Below are 18,616 nucleotides of genomic sequence, written 5' to 3'. Positions count from 1 at the left end.
GCTGCGCTAATATATAAATATTAGTGAATTCCACCAATTCGGTTCAAACGTACACCCGTAGGCCACTCACCTTCCTGTTTTTCAAAACTCATCCAGATGGCGGTTGCACGGCCTACCAGATTTTTCTCCGGTACGAATCCCCACTCCCGGCTGTCTGCACTATTGTCACGATTATCACCCATCGCGAAATATTGGCCTTCAGGAACAACCCAAACTCCAGGTGGCAAACCTGCCTGACGATAGTGAGGTATAGACTGCGCTGGCGGAATGGTCAAAATATGGTGTGACACATTACCTAAGCTTTCAACGCGTTCCCCTTGGCGGAGTGTATAAGGCCCCAAGACTTCATCAAGTGGTACTTGATAAACACCACTTACACGAATTCCTTCAGGGGTTACATCTTCTTTGATAGTCCATTCACTTGGAAACACGTCCCGGTAAGTGACAGGCAAAGTTCCCTTGCATTCAGAATTCCAGCCACAATCCGGATAAACCTGAAGCTCTTTTTTGACATAATCGTAAACAATCCTGTCTCCGGGTAAGCCAACGATTCGTTTCACAAAATCAATGCTTGGATTAACTGGATATTTAAAAACAGCGATATCTCCACGCTTGGGCTCACCCGTTTTAATCAAGGTTGTTTGTGTAATCGGGTCTTTCAGACCATAGGCAAATTTTTCAACCAGAATAAAATCCCCGATCAACAATGTTGGCATCATCGAACCGGAAGGGATTTGAAAAGGTTCATACACAAAAGAACGCAGCACTAAAACAATGGCTAACACCGGAAAGACAGATGCAAATGTATCAACCCATGAAGGTTTATTAATTTCTTTAGCCAAAGATTCCTGAGCTTCTGCGCCTGCCGCCTGTTCCTGAATGAGAGCAAGTTTTCTCTTGCGTTCAGGAGCTAATTTAAACCGATCTATACACCAAAAAATACCGGTAATTAACGTTGCTAGCGTTAAGATCAAGGCAAAAGTGTTAGCCATTTAAACTCCTTACAACCTCGTTAATTATCTTTTCCAACATGCAGAATTGCTAAGAAGGCTTCCTGTGGCAGTTCAACATTTCCGACCTGCTTCATGCGTTTTTTACCTTCTTTTTGCTTCTGCAATAGTTTTTTCTTCCGGCTGACGTCCCCACCATAACATTTTGCCAGTACGTTTTTACGTAACTGTTTGACAGTAGAACGCGCAATAATATGAGCGCCTATGGCAGCCTGAATTGCAATGTCAAATTGCTGACGTGGGATCAGTTCTTTCATTTTTTCCACTAGCTCACGACCACGATACTGTGAGTTGTCACGGTGAGTAATCAATGCCAGCGCATCAACACGTTCACCATTAATCAAAACATCCACGCGCACCATGTCAGAGTGCTGGAAACGAATAAAGTTATAATCCAAAGATGCATAACCACGAGATGTTGATTTCAAACGGTCAAAGAAGTCCAGAACAACTTCAGCCATTGGGATTTCATAAGTCAGGGCAACCTGGTTACCGTGGTAAACCATATTAGTCTGTACACCACGTTTTTCTATGCAGAGCGTAATGACGTTGCCAAGGTATTCTTTCGGCAACAGCATATGACATTCTGCGATCGGTTCACGCAGTTCCTTAATATTATTTAAGGCTGGTAACTTAGATGGACTATCAACATAAATAATATCATCACTATTTGTCTCAACTTCATAAACAACTGTTGGTGCAGTCGTAATTAAATCGAGATCATATTCACGTTCCAAACGTTCCTGAATGATTTCCATATGCAGCAAGCCAAGGAAACCACAACGGAAACCGAAGCCCAATGCGGTAGAGCTTTCTGGTTCATAGAATAATGAAGCGTCATTTAAGCTCAATTTACCCAACGCATCACGGAATGCTTCATAATCATCAGAACTTATAGGGAATAATCCCGCATAAACTTGCGGTTTAACCTTTTTAAACCCTGGAAGTGCTTTTTCCGCAGGATGACGTGCAGTCGTCAACGTATCACCAACCGGGGCTCCCAAAATATCTTTGATAGCACAAACCAGCCAGCCCACTTCACCACAATTCAGCACGTCACGATCGATACGCTTCGGCGTGAAAATACCCAGACGGTCGGCGTTATATACCTGACCTGTACTCATTACCTTAACTTTATCACCCTTACGCAATGTACCGTTTTTAATACGGATAAGTGAAACAACGCCAAGGTAATTGTCAAACCATGAGTCAATAATCAGAGCCTGCAATGGTTCATCAGGAGTACCTTCCGGTGCCGGGATTTCTTTCACCAGACGTTCAATAACATCCTGCACTCCGACACCCGTTTTTGCAGAACAACGAACAGCGTCTGTTGCATCAATGCCAACGATGTCTTCAATTTCATCTGCAACACGCTCTGGCTCCGCTGCTGGGAGGTCGATTTTGTTCAGAACCGGAACCACTTCCAGATCCATTTCGAGGGCGGTATAGCAGTTAGCTAAGGTCTGAGCTTCAACCCCCTGACCCGCATCAACCACCAGCAAAGCGCCTTCACAAGCAGCCAGAGAACGGGAAACTTCATAAGAGAAGTCAACATGCCCGGGCGTATCGATAAAGTTCAACTGATAAACTTGCCCGTCATTTGCCTTGTAATCAAGAGTTACACTTTGCGCCTTGATAGTGATGCCACGTTCACGTTCAAGATCCATTGAATCCAGTACTTGTGCTGCCATTTCACGATCTGACAGCCCCCCACAGATTTGAATAATCCGGTCAGATAGAGTGGACTTACCGTGGTCAATGTGGGCGATAATGGAGAAATTTCGTATTTGCTTCATTATTAAATCTTTTTTGCCTTAATATTTCTGAATCATTCGCCTATGGACACACTGATGGACATAAAGCGACAGTTTATTGGTTCGGCCACTGGCCTTGAGGAGTCGTATTCTACATGCCAAACCTGTGAAAACCTAGTCATGCCTGTGGTTTTCAGTATGACCTTGTGATTTCCAGTATGATAAAAAAGTTGAAGCTCATAGGGTAAAACAGATTATTCTTGCTGTAGAACCTTAATCGTATCGGGCGGCAGACCAATTTGTAACACAACAGGCTGGTAAGCTTGCAGGTTATCCCAATACGCAGCAATCTTGCGGGCAATGAAGAAACCGGCAAACCCTCCGCCAATTCCCCCTAAACATATCCATAACTGGTCACTCGTCCAAAACTGGAAAAGCGCCCCTCCCAAAAATAACCCCAGTAATGGCGTTAAATAAACTAACATTGCTGAACGCAACAAACTACTTTCAGGAATGCCCACTTCAACTTTCTGCCCCGGCTGAAGTGGCTGAGAGATCTCCAACTCCAACTGATGAATACTTTCCGGCCCTATTTTTTCCAATAAATAAGAACCACAGGTAGTTCTGGACTGACAACTACCACAACCTGAAGATGAACCATAACGCAATAATGCGCGGCCTTTTCGCCAACGGACAACTGTCGCCCACTCTTTGACCATCAGTTTTCCTCCGTAAATGTCACGCTTGCCGCAATCCGCTCAGCAGTCGTGAAAGGCAGCTCCCCAATAACGGTAATGCTATTTTTACCGCGGGCCAAAGTATAAACCGTTCTCCTGCCTTGCCGAAATGGTTGTTCCCCAACGGCCTTTTTGTTTGCAGTCACAACATTTACGGAAAAATTAAATAATCCATCACCATACATGATGGATTCCAACCATTCTGTTTCTGACAACTTACGGCTGGTACGGGAAATTTCATTGAAGCCTTGAGGTATTTTCCCAACTCGCCAATTAAACTTCCATTTTTCGGAAGGCGGAATGAGCAGCATCGGCGGTAATTTCAGATCAGTAATCGCACTCAGCTCGTTTTTAATGTAGTCATTCACGGTTGACGACACAACACGAAATTGTTCAATAACGGTGATATTATCCTTATCCAACAAATCAATCAGCAAAGGAAGGTGATTTCTCTCATCAATCAGAAGGTTATAGCTATAGCGGGATTCATCTTTCGATATGATGCGAACAAATCTCACTGGATTATCACCAACGTGCGTACTGCCGGCATCAATGAAACGATAGAACTTTTGTAATTGCGTAAAATCGGCAAAGATGATCGGTGGAAGATAATCGACAATATGATTGCCATATAAGCTGAATGAATCCAGACCCGGCTCGTAATAGCTGATTTGGTCACCACGCTGGATGATTTCCCGGCGGGAACCACCCATTTGTATAATTTGCGCAATAGGTTTACCGCCAATAATGGCATGACGATAACGCAACGGAATCAGGAATTGCTGGCCTATGTTGATAAAGCCAAGCTCATAATTCAGCGTTTGTACAGCATTATTCATATCCTGCAACAAAGCCTCGGTACCGCTTTGCTGCGCCGAGGCTTTGAGAGGATTCAACAGGCTAACCGCCAATAAAAAAATGAAAACCCAAATACGTTTCATTACTGTTGCTGTGATTGTTGTTGTGCTCCAATTGGCTGATTAATCTGAGTAACACCGTAATTTTTTTCAGAATGAATGCGTCTGGTAAGTTCATATTGCTGCAACATCGCATCAATACGCTTATTGCTTTCCCGAACTTGCATGCTCAGGTCACCACCGAAGGCTTCATCATCAACAGGAGTCGCCAAACCTACCGGGGAAGCTGATCCCATCACAGGCAATGTATTGAAGACTGGTGTATCAGATTGAATATCTGTGTCAACACTACTACTGCTATTATATTGCTGAACGCCAATAATCACAGTCAAAGATACACATGCAGCAATACCAACTTGTGTAATCTGGCTCGCCCATGGACGAATTTTTCCCCAGAATGGCATTCTGCCCCATGTTTCAGGCTCTGGCTGAGATTCTAGAACAGCCGCTGGATTAATCTGGACGGGCTCTTTCTCAAGCGCCAGTGCCACTTGACTCGCGATATCCAAATGTAATACATCCCCCACATCGCCACGCATGACATCACGGACAAGATGGTATCTTCCCCATTGCTTCTGCATGGCTGTATCTTCGGAGACCAAATGAACGACTTCACTATCAAGAGCTTCTCCATCCATTAAAGCGGAAAGTTTCTCTCTTTGCATGCCAAAGTACCTTTAAAATTGTTTTGTCCCACTACTGTTGGATTAGTGGTTGAACTTTATTATCAATGGCTTCCCTTGCCCGGAAAATTCGTGAACGTACAGTGCCTACGGGACATTCCATGATGTCGGCTATTTCTTCATAGCTCAACCCATCCAACTCCCTCAACGTAATCGCTACCCGCAAATCTTCCGGAAGCGATTCGATAGTACGGAAAACCACTTCCTTTAATTCTTCAGACAACATTAAGTTCTCAGGGTTCGAAATTTCTTTCAATGAACTTGACACATCATAATTTTCTGCATCGTTAGCATCCAAATCATTGGATGGAGGACGACGCCCCTGAGCAACCAAATAATTTTTAGCCGTGTTAACGGCTATACGGTACAGCCAAGTATAAAAAGCACTATCGCCCCGAAAAGAAGAAAGTGCCCGATAAGTCTTGATAAAAACCTCTTGAGCAACATCAGGAACGTCACTTTGAGGTACGTAACGAGCAATCAGGCTCGCTACTTTGTGCTGATATCTTATCACCAGCAAATTAAATGCTTTTTGATCACCTTTCTGGACCCGTTCAATCAGCATTTGATCCGTTAACTGCTCGCTCATCCGAGGTTCACTCTCCTGAGGTAAAACTCCACATTCTGTACTAATTTAAACCAATATGATGTCCTGCTTTCCCGAACAAGCATGACTTTGAGTATCAATTTACTGTGAAGTTCAACTTTGGCCGTAATTTTATATTACAACCACCTGTCATTTCGTATTTCACTTCTTTTATCTCTTTGATATTGATATTTATTTATGGTTTTATCTTATCATCACATAGCGACCAGAAAACTATTGGGCATATTAAGTGCATCATATATAAGTGCATATAGTACAAATCATAGTCCCTATTTCACAGGACACGTGATTTTAATGCGAGAAAAGAAAATATTGCTTTAACCAGCCTCATCACTCTAATATTGCTAACCTTATCAATAATAAATATAAAAATCTGTTATTAACTGACGAAATTCATCTGAATACGCGCCATCCAAGGCGCGAATCGTTAATTCACTTACCTGATTTTGCTGCCCATGCAGAGATAATCCCAGCAACAGGCGATGCAACGGCTTATCCCGTCTGTCACGAATGTTGACACGAAAATGAGTAAACCACCCTAACCCTACTGCCATCTTTTCAAATTGTTCACCAATATCATAAGGCAGAACCACGCAAAACAGCCCTGTAGGTGCAATCAATTCCCGTACACACGCCAATAATCCCTGATGTGTCAATGATTCCGTATAACGAGCCTGATTGCGAGCTTCATTTCGACATGCAATAGAAGGTTCAAAATAGGGAGGATTACTGACAATTAAATCATATTGGGTGCTGTTTTGCTGCAAACCGTGGTCTTGCTGCAAACCACGTTCCTGTAACCCATTTTGTTCCACATGCTGCCGCACAAAGTCATGGATATCCTGCTGATGTACCGTAATACGGGAAAACCACGGCGATTGCTGTATATTATCAATCGCCTGCATTGCAGCAGAAGTATCCAGTTCTACCGCATCAATCACAGTCTGCTCTCCTGTGCGCTGAGCTAACATCAATGCAATCAAACCACTGCCACACCCAATATCCAGACACCTTTTCTTGTTATATACTGGTGCCCAGGCTCCCAACAGCACACCATCCGTTCCGACTTTCATCGCACATTTATCATGTCCAACAAAAAACTGTTTAAATGTAAAGCCACCGCGGCGAAAAACGGGTTTATCTATCGATGCCATGAGTTATATCTGCTGAAATAAAAGTTTCTCATAGCATAAATCTTATGACTCGCGGATAAAAGCAACCTCCTTATAGGATGTTTTATAGGATGAAGAATGTGCCCAACCTGTTTATAATCGGCGGCCCAAACAGAGGTATATAATGACTGCGACAAACTTTTCTGAATTCCAACTTGATGAATCCCTGCTTGATGCACTGAATGATAAAGGCTACGAACGCCCGACAGCAATTCAAGCGGCAGCCATTCCTGCTGCCATGGATGGGCGGGATGTCCTTGGCTCAGCCCCAACCGGCACAGGTAAAACCGCCGCTTACCTGTTGCCGGCATTACAGCATTTACTCGATTTTCCCCGTAAAAAATCAGGGCCTCCGCGTATCCTGATTCTGACTCCAACCCGTGAACTGGCAATGCAAGTTGCAGAACAAGCAAAAGAATTTGCAGCTCACACTCATTTAGATATCGCCACAATCACTGGCGGCGTTGCCTATATGAATCACGCAGAAGTATTCAGTGAGAATCAGGATATTGTTGTCGCAACGACAGGACGTCTGCTGCAATACATCAAAGAAGAAAACTTCGACTGTCGTGCTGTGGAAACGTTGATCCTTGATGAAGCTGATCGCATGCTGGATATGGGATTTGCCAATGATGTCGAAACCATTGCGGGTGAAACCCGCTGGCGTAAACAAACACTGTTATTTTCCGCCACACTGGAAGGTGAATCCATCCGTGATTTTGCCGAGCGCCTGTTAACTGATCCTGTTGAGATTGATGCAGAGCCTTCTCGTCGCGAACGCAAGAAAATCCAGCAATTTTATTACCGTGCTGATACGTTAGAGCATAAGACAGCCCTGTTATGCAACCTTCTTCAACAGCCTGATGTTACAAAATCCATTGTGTTCGTACGCAAACGTGAACGTGTACGTGAACTGGTTGACTGGCTGAGTCAGGCAGGAATTCAAGCCAGTTTCCTTGAAGGTGAAATGGTACAGGCCAAGCGCACAGATGCCGTGAAGCGGCTGAATGATGGCAAAGTCAAGATTCTGGTTGCAACAGACGTCGCTTCCCGTGGATTAGATATTGAAAACGTCAGCCACGTCTTTAACTTTGATTTACCCCGCACTGCGGATGTTTACCTGCATCGGATTGGCCGTACAGCCCGTGCCGGCCGTAAAGGGACTGCCATTGCTCTGGTTGAATCTCACGATCATCCTCTGCTGGGTAAAATTAGCCGTTATCTCCAAGAGCCTTTGAAAATACGGGTTGTCGATGAGCTTCGCCCGCAAACCAAAGCGCCAAGTGAGAAAAAAAGTTATAAACCTTCTAAAAAAGTGTTGGAAAAACGCAAAGAGAAGAGAAAATCAGAAGACACGCAGAAAAAACGAGTAAAAGTTCGTCATCGTGACAGCAAAAACATCGGGAAACGCCGCGTTTCTTCTGGTAAACCCAAGCCAGAAGTAATTGAATCTGGCAACGATTAATTATCTCAATACAGGCGAAGTCATTGAATATGAGTTGACTTCGCCTCTCTACTTACATCATTTGAGCATGATTCAAGCATTACATTGCTTAATTTCAGCTACTTCTTTGTGATGTAATTTGCTGATAAGCTTCCTCAAATTGTTCTCGAATTGCAGGTTCACCCATAGTCATCGCCAATGAGTGCAAAGACGGCATATTCAATGCAAGCATTTCCTCATCTGTCGCATCAGTTGACGCCAACATGGCTTCGCCATTATTCAACCAGGGCTTCTGTTCCGTCATTAATTCCAATACAGCCTCCAAAAAGTGCGCCTTAAATGAATGCAACCCATATCGATGAGGCAGAATGGAATCCCACATACTTCCTAATTCATATTTAAGTTCTATTGTGTTACCCATAGGTTGAGGAACCGGCAATGCTTTTTGCAAATCCCCCAACCAATCGTATTGAACAGAATAATGGCGTACCAAACCACTGTCGGCCAATTCACGAGCAACCTCAGGCGATACCCCCATACGTTTCAGCGTGGGGTCTGAAACGCCAGCAGCATTATAAATAACTGCGGGTTTTCCTGTTGCCAGTGCAGCTACTGTTGCCAATCCGCCCCCTAAGGAATGCCCCGTGAACATGATATTTTCACCAAATACTTTTAATGATTTGTGCGCTAACTCCAACGCCTGGTTATATTGTTTTTCATTGTAGCCAAGCCCCTGACGAATACTTACCATGAAATCTTTCAACTCGTTCGAGCCGGTGAAAGAAACAATATATAACCCCTGATGTTTGTATACCCCTGCTTGAAATCCTGTTGAATAATCATTCAACGTATCAGGATCAATACCTGCTTGTGATAAATCATCATCAGACAAGCGTTCAAAACCAGGAATTCCTAAACTTTGCTCGCGGTAAACATCACGGGTAACCAATGTCAGGTTATAGTCAATAAACTTAGACTGTTTTCCTGCAATATCATTGGCTGTCAATATGGGCGATTCCATCGCACGAGCACTGAGATCATTGATCAATGATTGATACAGTGCATTAGATTGCTTGGTGTTTTCTGACAGCGAAATGGGTGATGCAGAAATGCGCTCGGCTTTATCTGGTAATGATTCGGTTGGAGAATTAGATTGAGGTTGCAGAGAATTTCCTTCTAATGAATAGATCCCTGGTTCACTTAAAAAACGGGTAGTTACTGATAAAGTCATAAAATTCTCCTACAGATTGTTCAGGTTAGAGGTAATCAAAACTCCAAACTCTCTATCGGCAGAAAAATTAACACCTTTATAACAAATTTAATTTTTAACTAACAATTTTGTTTGTAACGAATAAAAGAAATAAAATTACGAAGTTAGATAAAAAAAATGATTTTACACGCAGAGATAACGCCGGGCAGGCTTGCATAATTAAAGGACGGGTAGAAGTGAACAATTATAAATAATCAGGCAGCCTTAGCTGCCTGAAATTAGGCAAAAATCACAGACTTTCTGTAAAAGTACGGGCAATAACATCACGCTGCTGTTCTGGCGTCAGTGAATTAAAACGCACTGCATAACCAGAAACACGGATAGTGAGTTGAGGGTATTTCTCAGGGTGCTTCACCGCATCTTCCAGCGTTTCACGACGAAGAACATTCACATTCAGATGCTGTCCCCCTTCTACACGCACAGCCGGTTTCACTTCCAGCGGAATTTCTCGATATTCAAATTGCCCCAATTCATCTTTGGCAACAATCTGGCCTTCATCGTAATCTGCTTTCGCGCAGATACAACGTGCTTCATTTTTTTCATCATCCAACAGCCAAAAAGAATTCATCAATGCAGCGTTGTCAGATTGGGTAATTTGAATCCCCGTAATCATTTATACCTCCAACATCATCTTGGTTATTTAATTAAACCATTACTTAGAGCCTAATCGGATAGGCGCTTAATCAACCATCATTCTTGATTTCCTGTATACCAATACAAATGAGAAGATTCTTTGATTGAAATCAACTAATTTTATAAGGTTATTATCATAAAAATCATAATTTATTGTTTTTAAATATCTTTTTTACACAAATCGCATGAAATTATTTTTATAAATTTTCAAAATAATTTATAAAAACAGATTTTCATTCTATAAATTAAACTTGGATTGGAATCCTAGGGTTTCCCTATGCCAAGGGAATCGGTAAGCTTAAGTCCATCTGATAATCATATAGAAAGGGATTGGTTATGTCCGCACCTCTCACATGGCACGATGTCATCGGCAATGAAAAGAAACAGCCTTATTTCGTTGATACAATGGCTTATGTTGCCAACGAACGTCAGGCTGGAAAAACCATTTATCCACCGCAACAGGATGTTTTCAACGCATTCCGCTATACCGAATTGGCTGACGTAAAAGTGGTTATTTTGGGGCAAGATCCTTATCATGGCCCGAATCAAGCCCACGGACTGGCTTTCTCAGTACAACCCGGCATTCCGGCACCACCTTCTCTTGTCAATATGTACAAAGAACTGGAATCGGATATTGCTGGATTTACCCGCCCTAATCACGGTTGCCTGATCAGTTGGGCAAAACAAGGGGTGTTATTGCTCAATACCGTGCTGACTGTTGAGCGCGGCAACGCACATTCCCATGCGAATTTGGGATGGGAAACCTTCACCGATAAAGTCATTGCAGCAATCAACGAACATCGTAGCGGGGTTATTTTCCTGCTTTGGGGTTCTCATGCCCAGAAAAAAGGCCATTTTATTAACACCCAACGCCATCATGTGCTGAAAGCACCTCATCCTTCACCATTGTCAGCACATCGCGGTTTTTTAGGTTGCAGACATTTTTCACAAGCCAATAGTTTGCTGGAAACACAAGGATTGTCCCCAATCGATTGGACACCTCAGTTACCTCAATAATCGTGCTCTGCCTACAAAAATGCCGCCTCTGGATGGCGGCATTACATCACGGAATACCGTAACTTATTTAGAAACTGCAACCATTGCAGGACGCAGTAAACGACCATTCAAGGTATAACCTTTCTGCATCACCAACATGACGTGATTCGGTTCATGCTGATCAGATTCCATCATGGTCATCGCCTGATGTACTTCAGGATTGAAAGGCACATTGGTGTCACCAACAACTTCAATACCAAACTTACCCACTGCATCAATAAAAGATTTCAGCGTCAGTTCAATACCTTCAATCATAGGTTGCAATGATTCATTGGCACGATCAGAAACATCTAGCGCACGTTCCAGATTGTCGATTACAGGCAGGAGTTCATTAGCAAATTTTTCCAATGCGAACTTATGTGCTTTTTCTACATCCTGCTCGGTACGACGGCGAATATTTTCCACTTCAGCACGAGCACGCAGCATAGCATCACGTTCGTTAACCTGAGCCTGTTTCAACTGTTCTTCCAGCTCGGCAACACGCGGGTCAACAACATTTTCGGTCTCTGGCGCGTCTGCCTGTGCTGTACTAATTTGTTCCTCTAATACATTTTCTGTATTTTCTGAGACTTGCTCGTCAGGTACTTTTTGGTCTTTACTACTCATGAATATCTCCGCGTATTTTGTATTATCTTCGCCATTCCAGCTTATTATGGGGATCAATACGCGGGATTCAAGGGAACACATCATATTGTGAGGGCAAAACCATATGCTGAAGGAAATAACAGCAATGAATAATGAATTCAAATGCATCGGTATTGTCGGTCGTCCACGTCATCCTGAAGCACTGGCCACCCATGAAATACTTTACCATTGGCTAGTATCTAAAGGTTATTGCGTTATTGTGGACAGGCAGGTTGCAAAAGATATTGGATTGAAGGGTGCTCAAACCGGAGGGCTGACAGAAATCGGCAAAATTGCCGATCTGGTGATTGTTGTCGGTGGAGATGGCAACATGCTTGGTGCTGCCAGAGTGCTGTCACGCTATGATATCAAAGTCATTGGTATCAATCGGGGTAATTTAGGTTTTCTGACTGATTTAGATCCCGATAATGCTTTACAACAGCTCTCTGAAGTTTTGGACGGCGAATATCGGGATGAAAAACGTTTTCTACTTGAAGCTCAGGTCACGAAAAAAGGACAAAAAGCCCGGCGCAGCACAGCCCTGAACGAAGTGGTATTACATCCGGGTAAAGTTGCCCATATGATTGAGTTCGAAGTTTATATTGATGAACGTTTTGCCTTTTCCCAACGTTCAGATGGCTTAATCATAGCAACCCCTACAGGTTCCACCGCCTACTCTTTATCTGCCGGAGGGCCAATATTAACACCAAACTTAAATGCCATCGTGCTGGTGCCAATGTTTCCGCACACACTTTCAGCACGCCCGCTCGTGATCAGCAGCGAAAGTAGCATTCGATTAAAATTTTCTCAAAACAGTAATGATTACGAAGTAAGCTGTGACAGCCAAATCGTTCTGCCTATCCAAGATGGTGAAGAAGTCATTATCAAACGCAGCGAATATAATCTGCATTTGATTCACCCGAAAGATTACAACTACTTCAATACGCTGAGCACAAAACTGGGGTGGTCAAAAAAAATGTTCTAAAAACACTGCTCCCTACTTTACTGTATAAAAAACCAGTTTATACTGTATGTAAGCACAGACATGTTTTTATGCACAGGAACGTGTTTTTATACACAGTAAGCAGCAGGAGGAGCACAATGCTGACTCAGTTGACCATCAGTAATTTTGCCATCGTTCGCGAACTTGAAATTGATTTCCGCTCAGGAATGACGGCAATTACAGGAGAAACCGGAGCCGGTAAATCCATCGCTATCGATGCGTTGGGTTTATGTCTTGGCAATCGTGGCGAAGCCAATATGGTTCGCTCGGGTGCTCCCCGTACCGATCTTTGTGCCCGTTTTTCACTGACAGATGCCCCTTCTGCACGTAAGTGGCTCGAAGACCATCAGCTTGATGAAAGTTTTGATGACAACAATGAGTGCCTGCTGCGTCGCACGATTACTGCGGATGGGCGCTCTCGTGGTTTCATCAACGGTACTGCCGTGCCACTTTCCCAGTTACGTGAATTAGGTTCACATCTGATTCAAATTCACGGGCAACATGCTCATCAATTACTGTTAGAAAACCGCCATCAGAGACGTTTACTGGATATCTATACGGACGACTTTGAACTCCAACATGAAATGAAACTGGCGTACCAACAATGGAAACAAAGTTGTCAGGCTCTCTCACAATTCCAGCAACAGGCCCTTGAGCGCCGGTCGCGTCAGCAATTGCTGGAATATCATCTGAAAGAACTAAATGAGCTGTCACCACAACAAGGGGATTACCAAGAGCAAGACAGCGAATATAAACGGCTGGCAAACTGTGGGCAATTCTTGTCAGTCAGCCAGAACATTCTCCAGATCTTAAGCGATAATGATGAGCAAAACATTGTCAGCCTCCTCAGCTATGCACGAAATGAACTTACAGAACTTGCGGGCATGGATCACAAGCTCAGTAGTTTACTTAACATGTTGGAAGAAGCTGCTATCCAAATCAATGAAGTCAGTGATGAATTGCGCCATTACAGTGATCAATTGGAACTGGATCCTAACCGTTTATTCGAGCTGGAACAGAAAATTTCCCAGCAAATCAGTATGGCACGTAAACACCACGTGGCACCGGAAGAGCTGCCTGCCCTGCATCAGCAATTGCTGGAAGAACAGCATCAGTTATCCCAACAAGAAGATGATTGTGCTCATCTGAGTGAACTCGTCAGCCTGCACTACCAGCAGGCTCTGACCGTAGCAGAAAAACTGCACCATGTTCGCCAGAAATACGCTGTAGAATTAAGCCATCTGATAACAAGTAGCATGCACCAACTTTCCATGCCTCATGGTCGTTTCACGATTGATATCACCTTTGAACCGGAGCATTTAAACATTGACGGTGCCAGCAAAGTTGAATTCAATGTAACAACCAACCCCGGACAACCTCACCAATCACTGGCAAAAGTGGCATCGGGTGGTGAGCTATCCCGTATTGCACTGGCTATTCAGGTAATTACCGCGAAAAAAATGGAAACACCTGCCCTCATCTTCGACGAAGTTGATGTTGGTATCAGTGGCCCAACGGCAACAATCGTCGGTCGCCTACTGCGTGAATTGGGAGAATCAACCCAAGTTATGTGCGTCACTCACTTACCACAAGTGGCAGGATGTGGACACCAACACTTTTACGTTAGTAAGCAGACTGACGGAGAAGAGACAGAAACCCAAATGCAACTATTGGATAAAAAAGCACGACTCCAAGAACTGGCGCGGCTTTTGGCAGGGAGTGAAGTGACAAAAAATACACTGGCTAATGCAAAAGAGCTGTTAGCGGCATAAATTAATACAACTTTTTTGTATAATTGAAGTCATAGGTAAACGCGTAGAGGTTTTCAATCTCTTCAATGTTTATTATTATCGACGGCTTAACTCCTAAAGGAATGTAATCACTATGCGCTGTAAATTATTGACTGCCGCTACTGTATCACTTGTTATGCTGACTGCGGGTTGCTCTACGTTTGAGCGAATTGTTTATCATCCTGATATTAATCAAGGGAATTACCTGACGCCGGCTGCGGTATCAAAAATACAGAAAGGGATGACTCAGCAGCAAGTCGCTTACACTTTGGGAACCCCAATGCTAACTGATCCGTTCGGAAGCCAGACTTGGTATTACATTTTCCGCCAGCAACCAGGTCACGAAAAAGCCACTCAGGAAACCTTAACACTTACCTTTGATGGCAAAGGTGCGCTGACCGATATCAAGAACGAAAAATCACTGCCTGAAAATAAATGAGATGTGGGCTTTACTTATTCGCCAGTCCAGTATAGTTCTGGCGAATAAGTCAACTTTTGACAGGTATTATTGAGCATTATTTTTAGCGCGTTCTGCTCGCTTACGCCGCATTTCTTTGGGATCAGCAATGAGAGGGCGATAAATCTCTACACGGTCACCCTCTTCCAGCGTATCTGTCAGTTTGGCTGGTCGGCTATAAATGCCAACTTTATTCTTAGTCAAATCGATATCATTACGTAATGTCAAAAGACCAGACGCAACAATCGCTTGTTCAACCGTTGCTCCCTGCGGTACTTTCACATTACAAAGATATTGCCGTTCAGGAAGAGCATAAACGACTTCGATATTGATCTCAGACACTATAAACCTCACGTGCACGTTGGGTAAAAGCCTGCACCATATTACCAGCCAATTCCTTGAATACCTTACCAAAGGCCAATTCAATCAACTTATTGGTAAATTCAAAATCGAGGTGCAGCTCAACCTTACAGGCATCCTCACTTAGTGGAATAAAATGCCACCCTCCCATCAACTTACGGAAAGGTCCATCAACAAGCTGCATTTTGATACTTTGATTATCGAATAACGTATTACGCGTTACAAACGTCTTACTGATCCCTGCCTTAGAGACCTCAACCGAAGCCGTCATTTCATTATTACTGCTGCTTATTACACGGCTACCCACACACCCCGGTAAAAAATCCGGATAAGAAGTCACATCATTGACCAATTTATACATTTGTTCCACGCTGTAAGGCACTAGCGCAGAGCGACTAATCTGAGGCATATCATTTCCTGTAAAACGTAACAGCGCTGAATAATACCACTTAAATGTGATTAAATAAAAACCTGATGACATTTAGAACAATAAATGTGCATTCATCGCTAAATATCATACAGAAGAGATTTCTTTCACTAACGCATACAGTATAATACAACGCATTATGACAAAGAAAAAAGCACACAAACCCAGTTCGGCAACAATTGCCATGAATAAGCGAGCCCGCCACGAATACTTCATTGAAGAAGAATTCGAAGCAGGCTTATCCCTACAAGGTTGGGAAGTCAAATCACTGCGCGCTGGCAAGGCTAACATTAGTGAGAGTTACGTTTTACTCAAAGATGGCGATGCTTATCTTTTTGGTGCCACAATAACGCCACTGAATGTTGCTTCTTCCCATGTAGTTTGTGATCCGACACGGTCACGCAAACTATTACTTAACAAGCGTGAACTTGACTCATTATATGGTCGAATCAATCGCGAAGGTTATACCATCGTCGCGCTTTCCATGTATTGGAAAAATGCTTGGTGCAAAATCAAAATTGGCGTTGCAAAAGGTAAAAAAGCGCACGATAAACGTTCAGATATTAAAGAACGTGAGTGGAAATTAGACAAAGCGCGAATTATGAAGAATTCAGGGCGTTAATTACTGGCATTCTTGCTCAATATTCTGATATACTTGCGTTTAACACACTTTTGGGGCTGATTCTGGATTCGACGGGATTCGCGAAACCCAAGGTGCATGCCGAGGGGCGGTTGGCCTCGTAAAAAGCCGCAAAACAATAGTCGCAAACGACGAAAACTACGCACTGGCAGCTTAATAACCTGCGCAGAGCCCTCTCTCCCTAGCCTCCGCTCTTAGGACGGGGATCAAGAGAGGTCAAACCAAAAAGAGATCGCGTGGATGCCTTGCCTGGGGTTGAAGCGTTAAATCCAATCAGGCTAGTTTGTTAGTGGCGTGTCTGTCCGCAGCTGGCAAGCGAATGTAAAGACCAGACTAAGCATGTAGTACCGAGGATGTAGGAATTTCGGACGCGGGTTCAACTCCCGCCAGCTCCACCAAATAAAACAAGGGGTTGCGTGAAAACGCAGCCCCTTTTTGTTTGGCAATGGCGGCAAAATGGCGATAGAAATTTTTTACGCCTTACAGTTTTATTCTTCTAACTGAGCTGTTTTTAGCCAACTCCAATGAGTAGTAGTTTTTGTGTATATCGGATATTTATCTAAAGGATGATTCACATGATCAATTACAAAACAGCATCTGACTCTGATTTACTAGCAGAACTAAATAAACTATCTGGTGATAGTTCTGTAGGTTTATCAAGAAGAAAAAAAGAATTTCTTTACGTGATTAGAAACTTAGGGATGAATGAGCAACCTATTGCAGTTCTGGCAGGTGATCTAAACGGTAGTAAAGGCACATTAATCTTACTGACCAACAAAAATCTTCATTTCATAAGAATAAGCCTTTTTAAAAAAGTGCATCATGATAAGTTTCCCTTAGAATCAATAAACGGATGTGAAGATAAAAAAGGCTTATTATTTTCAACACTCACTTTGAGTGTTAACTATCAAGGCTATGTATTCAACAATATAGAGAAGAAAGTACTTGCTAGCTTCCTATCACACTTGAACGAATTGCTAGTTGCTCATGAGACTGGGTCATATAGCAAACCATCATCACAAGATGCCGAGCAACAATCTGAAGCTGATATTCCAAAGTCAAATAAATTCAAATCATCAGTTCTGGACACCAGTTCGTTAGTAGAGAAATTAGAACTCATTGAAGAGCTAAAAGATTTCTCAGAAGCTATCAATAACAAAGAATTTAACATTCTTAAAAATTATATCTTGGAATCAAATCTTGATAAGAGTTTAGCTACGGTAAACATAAAAACGTTATGTGAGAATTTGGATAGATTGAATGACTTCGTTAATGATGGCACCATTACCAAAAAAGATTTTTCCACTCAAAAACAAGCACTATTAGCAGCATTGCCAACTAACAATCAATCTCAATAAATTTCAGTTCCCCACTATCCTCAAAGCCGCATAAACCCTGAATTCTGTAACCTGATGCGGCTTTGCTTGGTGATCCACTAATCTCACGTAAAATGGAATTTTTCCTTTAATATCATCACATTGATTTTTACCTGCGATCCATCCCACGATCCAAAAACTGAAATTACCTGAAAATTTTTTCACTCCTTTCAGTTCGGGATTTTTCCCACGCCGCCAGTGCTGGCGCGGTCTGGCGATACCGTTTGTAGGATTTTCAAACTGAAAAAACTTTTTGATCCAAAACGTGCAGGCGGGTGCGGTGTAGTCCGTTTTACGTGGGGTTTACGTTTATTTCGTGGGGATTGTGCAGCATGAGATGCAGTGTAAGAACGTGATCCAAATTAACCGTAACGTGCGTCAATCTGATTGTGCATGTCTCTGTGTGCGTTTGGTTGCGCTCTATGGGTGGGTAATAAATGACAGGGTAAAGAGGGGATCGCTGCCTATTAATATTTATAGGTATAATACCCATAAATTCATTGACTGCATGTGATTTTGTGGGTATTATACCTACACACTAACACAATGGAGGATTGATGAGTAGTGCAGAGTTAATCAAACGCCTGATGGCTGACGGTTGGGTAAAGATGCGGCAAGACGGGAGTCATGTCACGCTGGCCAAACCGGGAGTC

20 protein-coding genes and 1 other RNA gene are annotated in these 18,616 nt (G+C 43.0%); 9 read left to right on the top strand and 12 right to left on the bottom strand.

What is annotated here, in order from left to right; translation table 11 throughout:
- Positions 1-20: 20 nt before the first annotated feature.
- The 7 genes from lepB to AAC854_RS01900 form a co-directional block, all read right to left on the bottom strand.
- Positions 21-992 (bottom strand): signal peptidase I, encoded by a 972-nt coding sequence (gene lepB / locus AAC854_RS01930; protein ID WP_340615660.1) that lies wholly within the window; start codon positions 990-992, stop codon positions 21-23.
- Between the two features lie 20 nt (positions 993-1,012).
- Positions 1,013-2,809, bottom strand: a complete 1,797-nt coding sequence (gene lepA, locus AAC854_RS01925) for a translation elongation factor 4 (protein WP_340615659.1) — start codon at positions 2,807-2,809, stop codon at positions 1,013-1,015.
- Between the two features lie 212 nt (positions 2,810-3,021).
- Positions 3,022-3,486, bottom strand: a complete 465-nt coding sequence (gene rseC, locus AAC854_RS01920) for a SoxR-reducing system protein RseC (RefSeq protein ID WP_340615658.1) — start codon at positions 3,484-3,486, stop codon at positions 3,022-3,024.
- Positions 3,486-4,445: a sigma-E factor regulatory protein RseB gene (gene rseB / locus AAC854_RS01915; protein ID WP_340615657.1), complete on the bottom strand. Its 960-nt coding sequence runs from the start codon at positions 4,443-4,445 to the stop codon at positions 3,486-3,488. The genes rseC and rseB overlap by 1 nt, the downstream gene beginning before the upstream one ends.
- Entirely contained in the window at positions 4,445-5,086 is a 642-nt protein-coding gene (gene rseA, locus AAC854_RS01910; protein ID WP_340615656.1) for an anti-sigma-E factor RseA, read from the bottom strand. The genes rseB and rseA overlap by 1 nt, the downstream gene beginning before the upstream one ends.
- 31 nt (positions 5,087-5,117) lie before the next feature.
- Positions 5,118-5,693, bottom strand: a complete 576-nt coding sequence (rpoE, locus tag AAC854_RS01905) for an RNA polymerase sigma factor RpoE (protein WP_340615655.1) — start codon at positions 5,691-5,693, stop codon at positions 5,118-5,120.
- Between the two features lie 371 nt (positions 5,694-6,064).
- Positions 6,065-6,865 carry a tRNA1(Val) (adenine(37)-N6)-methyltransferase gene (locus AAC854_RS01900; protein WP_340615654.1) on the bottom strand — a complete coding sequence of 267 codons (801 nt, stop codon included), beginning with the start codon at positions 6,863-6,865 and terminating at the stop codon, positions 6,065-6,067.
- A gap of 142 nt (positions 6,866-7,007) precedes the next feature.
- On the opposite strand from AAC854_RS01900, the gene srmB reads away from it, so the two are divergent.
- Positions 7,008-8,348: an ATP-dependent RNA helicase SrmB gene (srmB, locus tag AAC854_RS01895; protein ID WP_340615653.1), complete on the top strand. Its 1,341-nt coding sequence runs from the start codon at positions 7,008-7,010 to the stop codon at positions 8,346-8,348.
- A 94-nt stretch (positions 8,349-8,442) separates the two neighbouring features.
- On the opposite strand, the gene AAC854_RS01890 is transcribed toward srmB, so the two are convergent.
- The gene (locus AAC854_RS01890; RefSeq protein ID WP_340615652.1) at positions 8,443-9,558 is read right to left on the bottom strand and encodes a Tle-like phospholipase domain-containing protein; all 1,116 of its coding nucleotides are present in this window, start codon (positions 9,556-9,558) and stop codon (positions 8,443-8,445) included.
- 268 nt (positions 9,559-9,826) lie between these two features.
- Complete coding sequence (gene grcA, locus AAC854_RS01885) at positions 9,827-10,210, bottom strand: autonomous glycyl radical cofactor GrcA (RefSeq protein WP_340615651.1); 384 nt, start codon at positions 10,208-10,210, stop codon at positions 9,827-9,829.
- Positions 10,211-10,566: 356 nt separating this feature from the next.
- Here grcA and ung point away from each other — a divergent pair, with 356 nt between their 5' ends.
- Positions 10,567-11,247 carry a uracil-DNA glycosylase gene (ung, locus tag AAC854_RS01880; RefSeq protein WP_340615650.1) on the top strand — a complete coding sequence of 227 codons (681 nt, stop codon included), beginning with the start codon at positions 10,567-10,569 and terminating at the stop codon, positions 11,245-11,247.
- A gap of 63 nt (positions 11,248-11,310) precedes the next feature.
- On the opposite strand, the gene grpE is transcribed toward ung, so the two are convergent.
- The gene (gene grpE / locus AAC854_RS01875) at positions 11,311-11,892 is read right to left on the bottom strand and encodes a nucleotide exchange factor GrpE (RefSeq protein ID WP_273548091.1); all 582 of its coding nucleotides are present in this window, start codon (positions 11,890-11,892) and stop codon (positions 11,311-11,313) included.
- Positions 11,893-12,016: 124 nt separating this feature from the next.
- Here grpE and nadK point away from each other — a divergent pair, with 124 nt between their 5' ends.
- From nadK to bamE, 3 genes are all read left to right on the top strand, one after another.
- A complete protein-coding gene (gene nadK, locus AAC854_RS01870) occupies positions 12,017-12,895 on the top strand; it encodes an NAD(+) kinase (protein ID WP_340615649.1) in 879 nt (292 codons plus the stop codon).
- Positions 12,896-13,011: 116 nt separating this feature from the next.
- Positions 13,012-14,685: a DNA repair protein RecN gene (gene recN / locus AAC854_RS01865; protein WP_340615648.1), complete on the top strand. Its 1,674-nt coding sequence runs from the start codon at positions 13,012-13,014 to the stop codon at positions 14,683-14,685.
- Positions 14,686-14,797: 112 nt separating this feature from the next.
- Positions 14,798-15,142 (top strand): outer membrane protein assembly factor BamE, encoded by a 345-nt coding sequence (bamE, locus tag AAC854_RS01860; RefSeq protein ID WP_340615647.1) that lies wholly within the window; start codon positions 14,798-14,800, stop codon positions 15,140-15,142.
- 66 nt (positions 15,143-15,208) lie between these two features.
- Here bamE and AAC854_RS01855 read toward each other — a convergent pair whose 3' ends face one another.
- Together AAC854_RS01855 and AAC854_RS01850 are read right to left on the bottom strand one after the other, a co-directional pair.
- Positions 15,209-15,502 (bottom strand): RnfH family protein, encoded by a 294-nt coding sequence (locus AAC854_RS01855; RefSeq protein ID WP_340615646.1) that lies wholly within the window; start codon positions 15,500-15,502, stop codon positions 15,209-15,211.
- Entirely contained in the window at positions 15,495-15,929 is a 435-nt protein-coding gene (locus tag AAC854_RS01850) for a type II toxin-antitoxin system RatA family toxin (protein WP_047965038.1), read from the bottom strand. Before AAC854_RS01850 ends, AAC854_RS01855 begins: the two co-directional genes overlap by 8 nt.
- A 157-nt stretch (positions 15,930-16,086) precedes the next feature.
- On the opposite strand from AAC854_RS01850, the gene smpB reads away from it, so the two are divergent.
- The 4 genes from smpB to AAC854_RS01830 form a co-directional block, all read left to right on the top strand.
- Complete coding sequence (gene smpB / locus AAC854_RS01845) at positions 16,087-16,569, top strand: SsrA-binding protein SmpB (protein ID WP_340615645.1); 483 nt, start codon at positions 16,087-16,089, stop codon at positions 16,567-16,569.
- Between the two features lie 52 nt (positions 16,570-16,621).
- Positions 16,622-16,985, top strand: a transfer-messenger RNA (tmRNA) gene (gene ssrA, locus AAC854_RS01840).
- A 177-nt stretch (positions 16,986-17,162) separates the two neighbouring features.
- Positions 17,163-17,945, top strand: a complete 783-nt coding sequence (locus tag AAC854_RS01835; protein ID WP_340615644.1) for a PH domain-containing protein — start codon at positions 17,163-17,165, stop codon at positions 17,943-17,945.
- 575 nt (positions 17,946-18,520) lie between these two features.
- Positions 18,521-18,616, top strand: a 96-nt coding sequence (locus tag AAC854_RS01830) for a type II toxin-antitoxin system HicA family toxin (RefSeq protein ID WP_340615708.1), incomplete at its 3' end; no start/stop codon positions are given.

The organism is Xenorhabdus entomophaga (genome assembly GCF_037996725.1).
Taxonomy (GTDB): Bacteria; Pseudomonadota; Gammaproteobacteria; order Enterobacterales; family Enterobacteriaceae; genus Xenorhabdus; species Xenorhabdus khoisanae.
The sequence above is the reverse complement of the archived record's forward strand: the minus strand, read 5'-3'. Positions and strand labels throughout refer to the sequence as shown.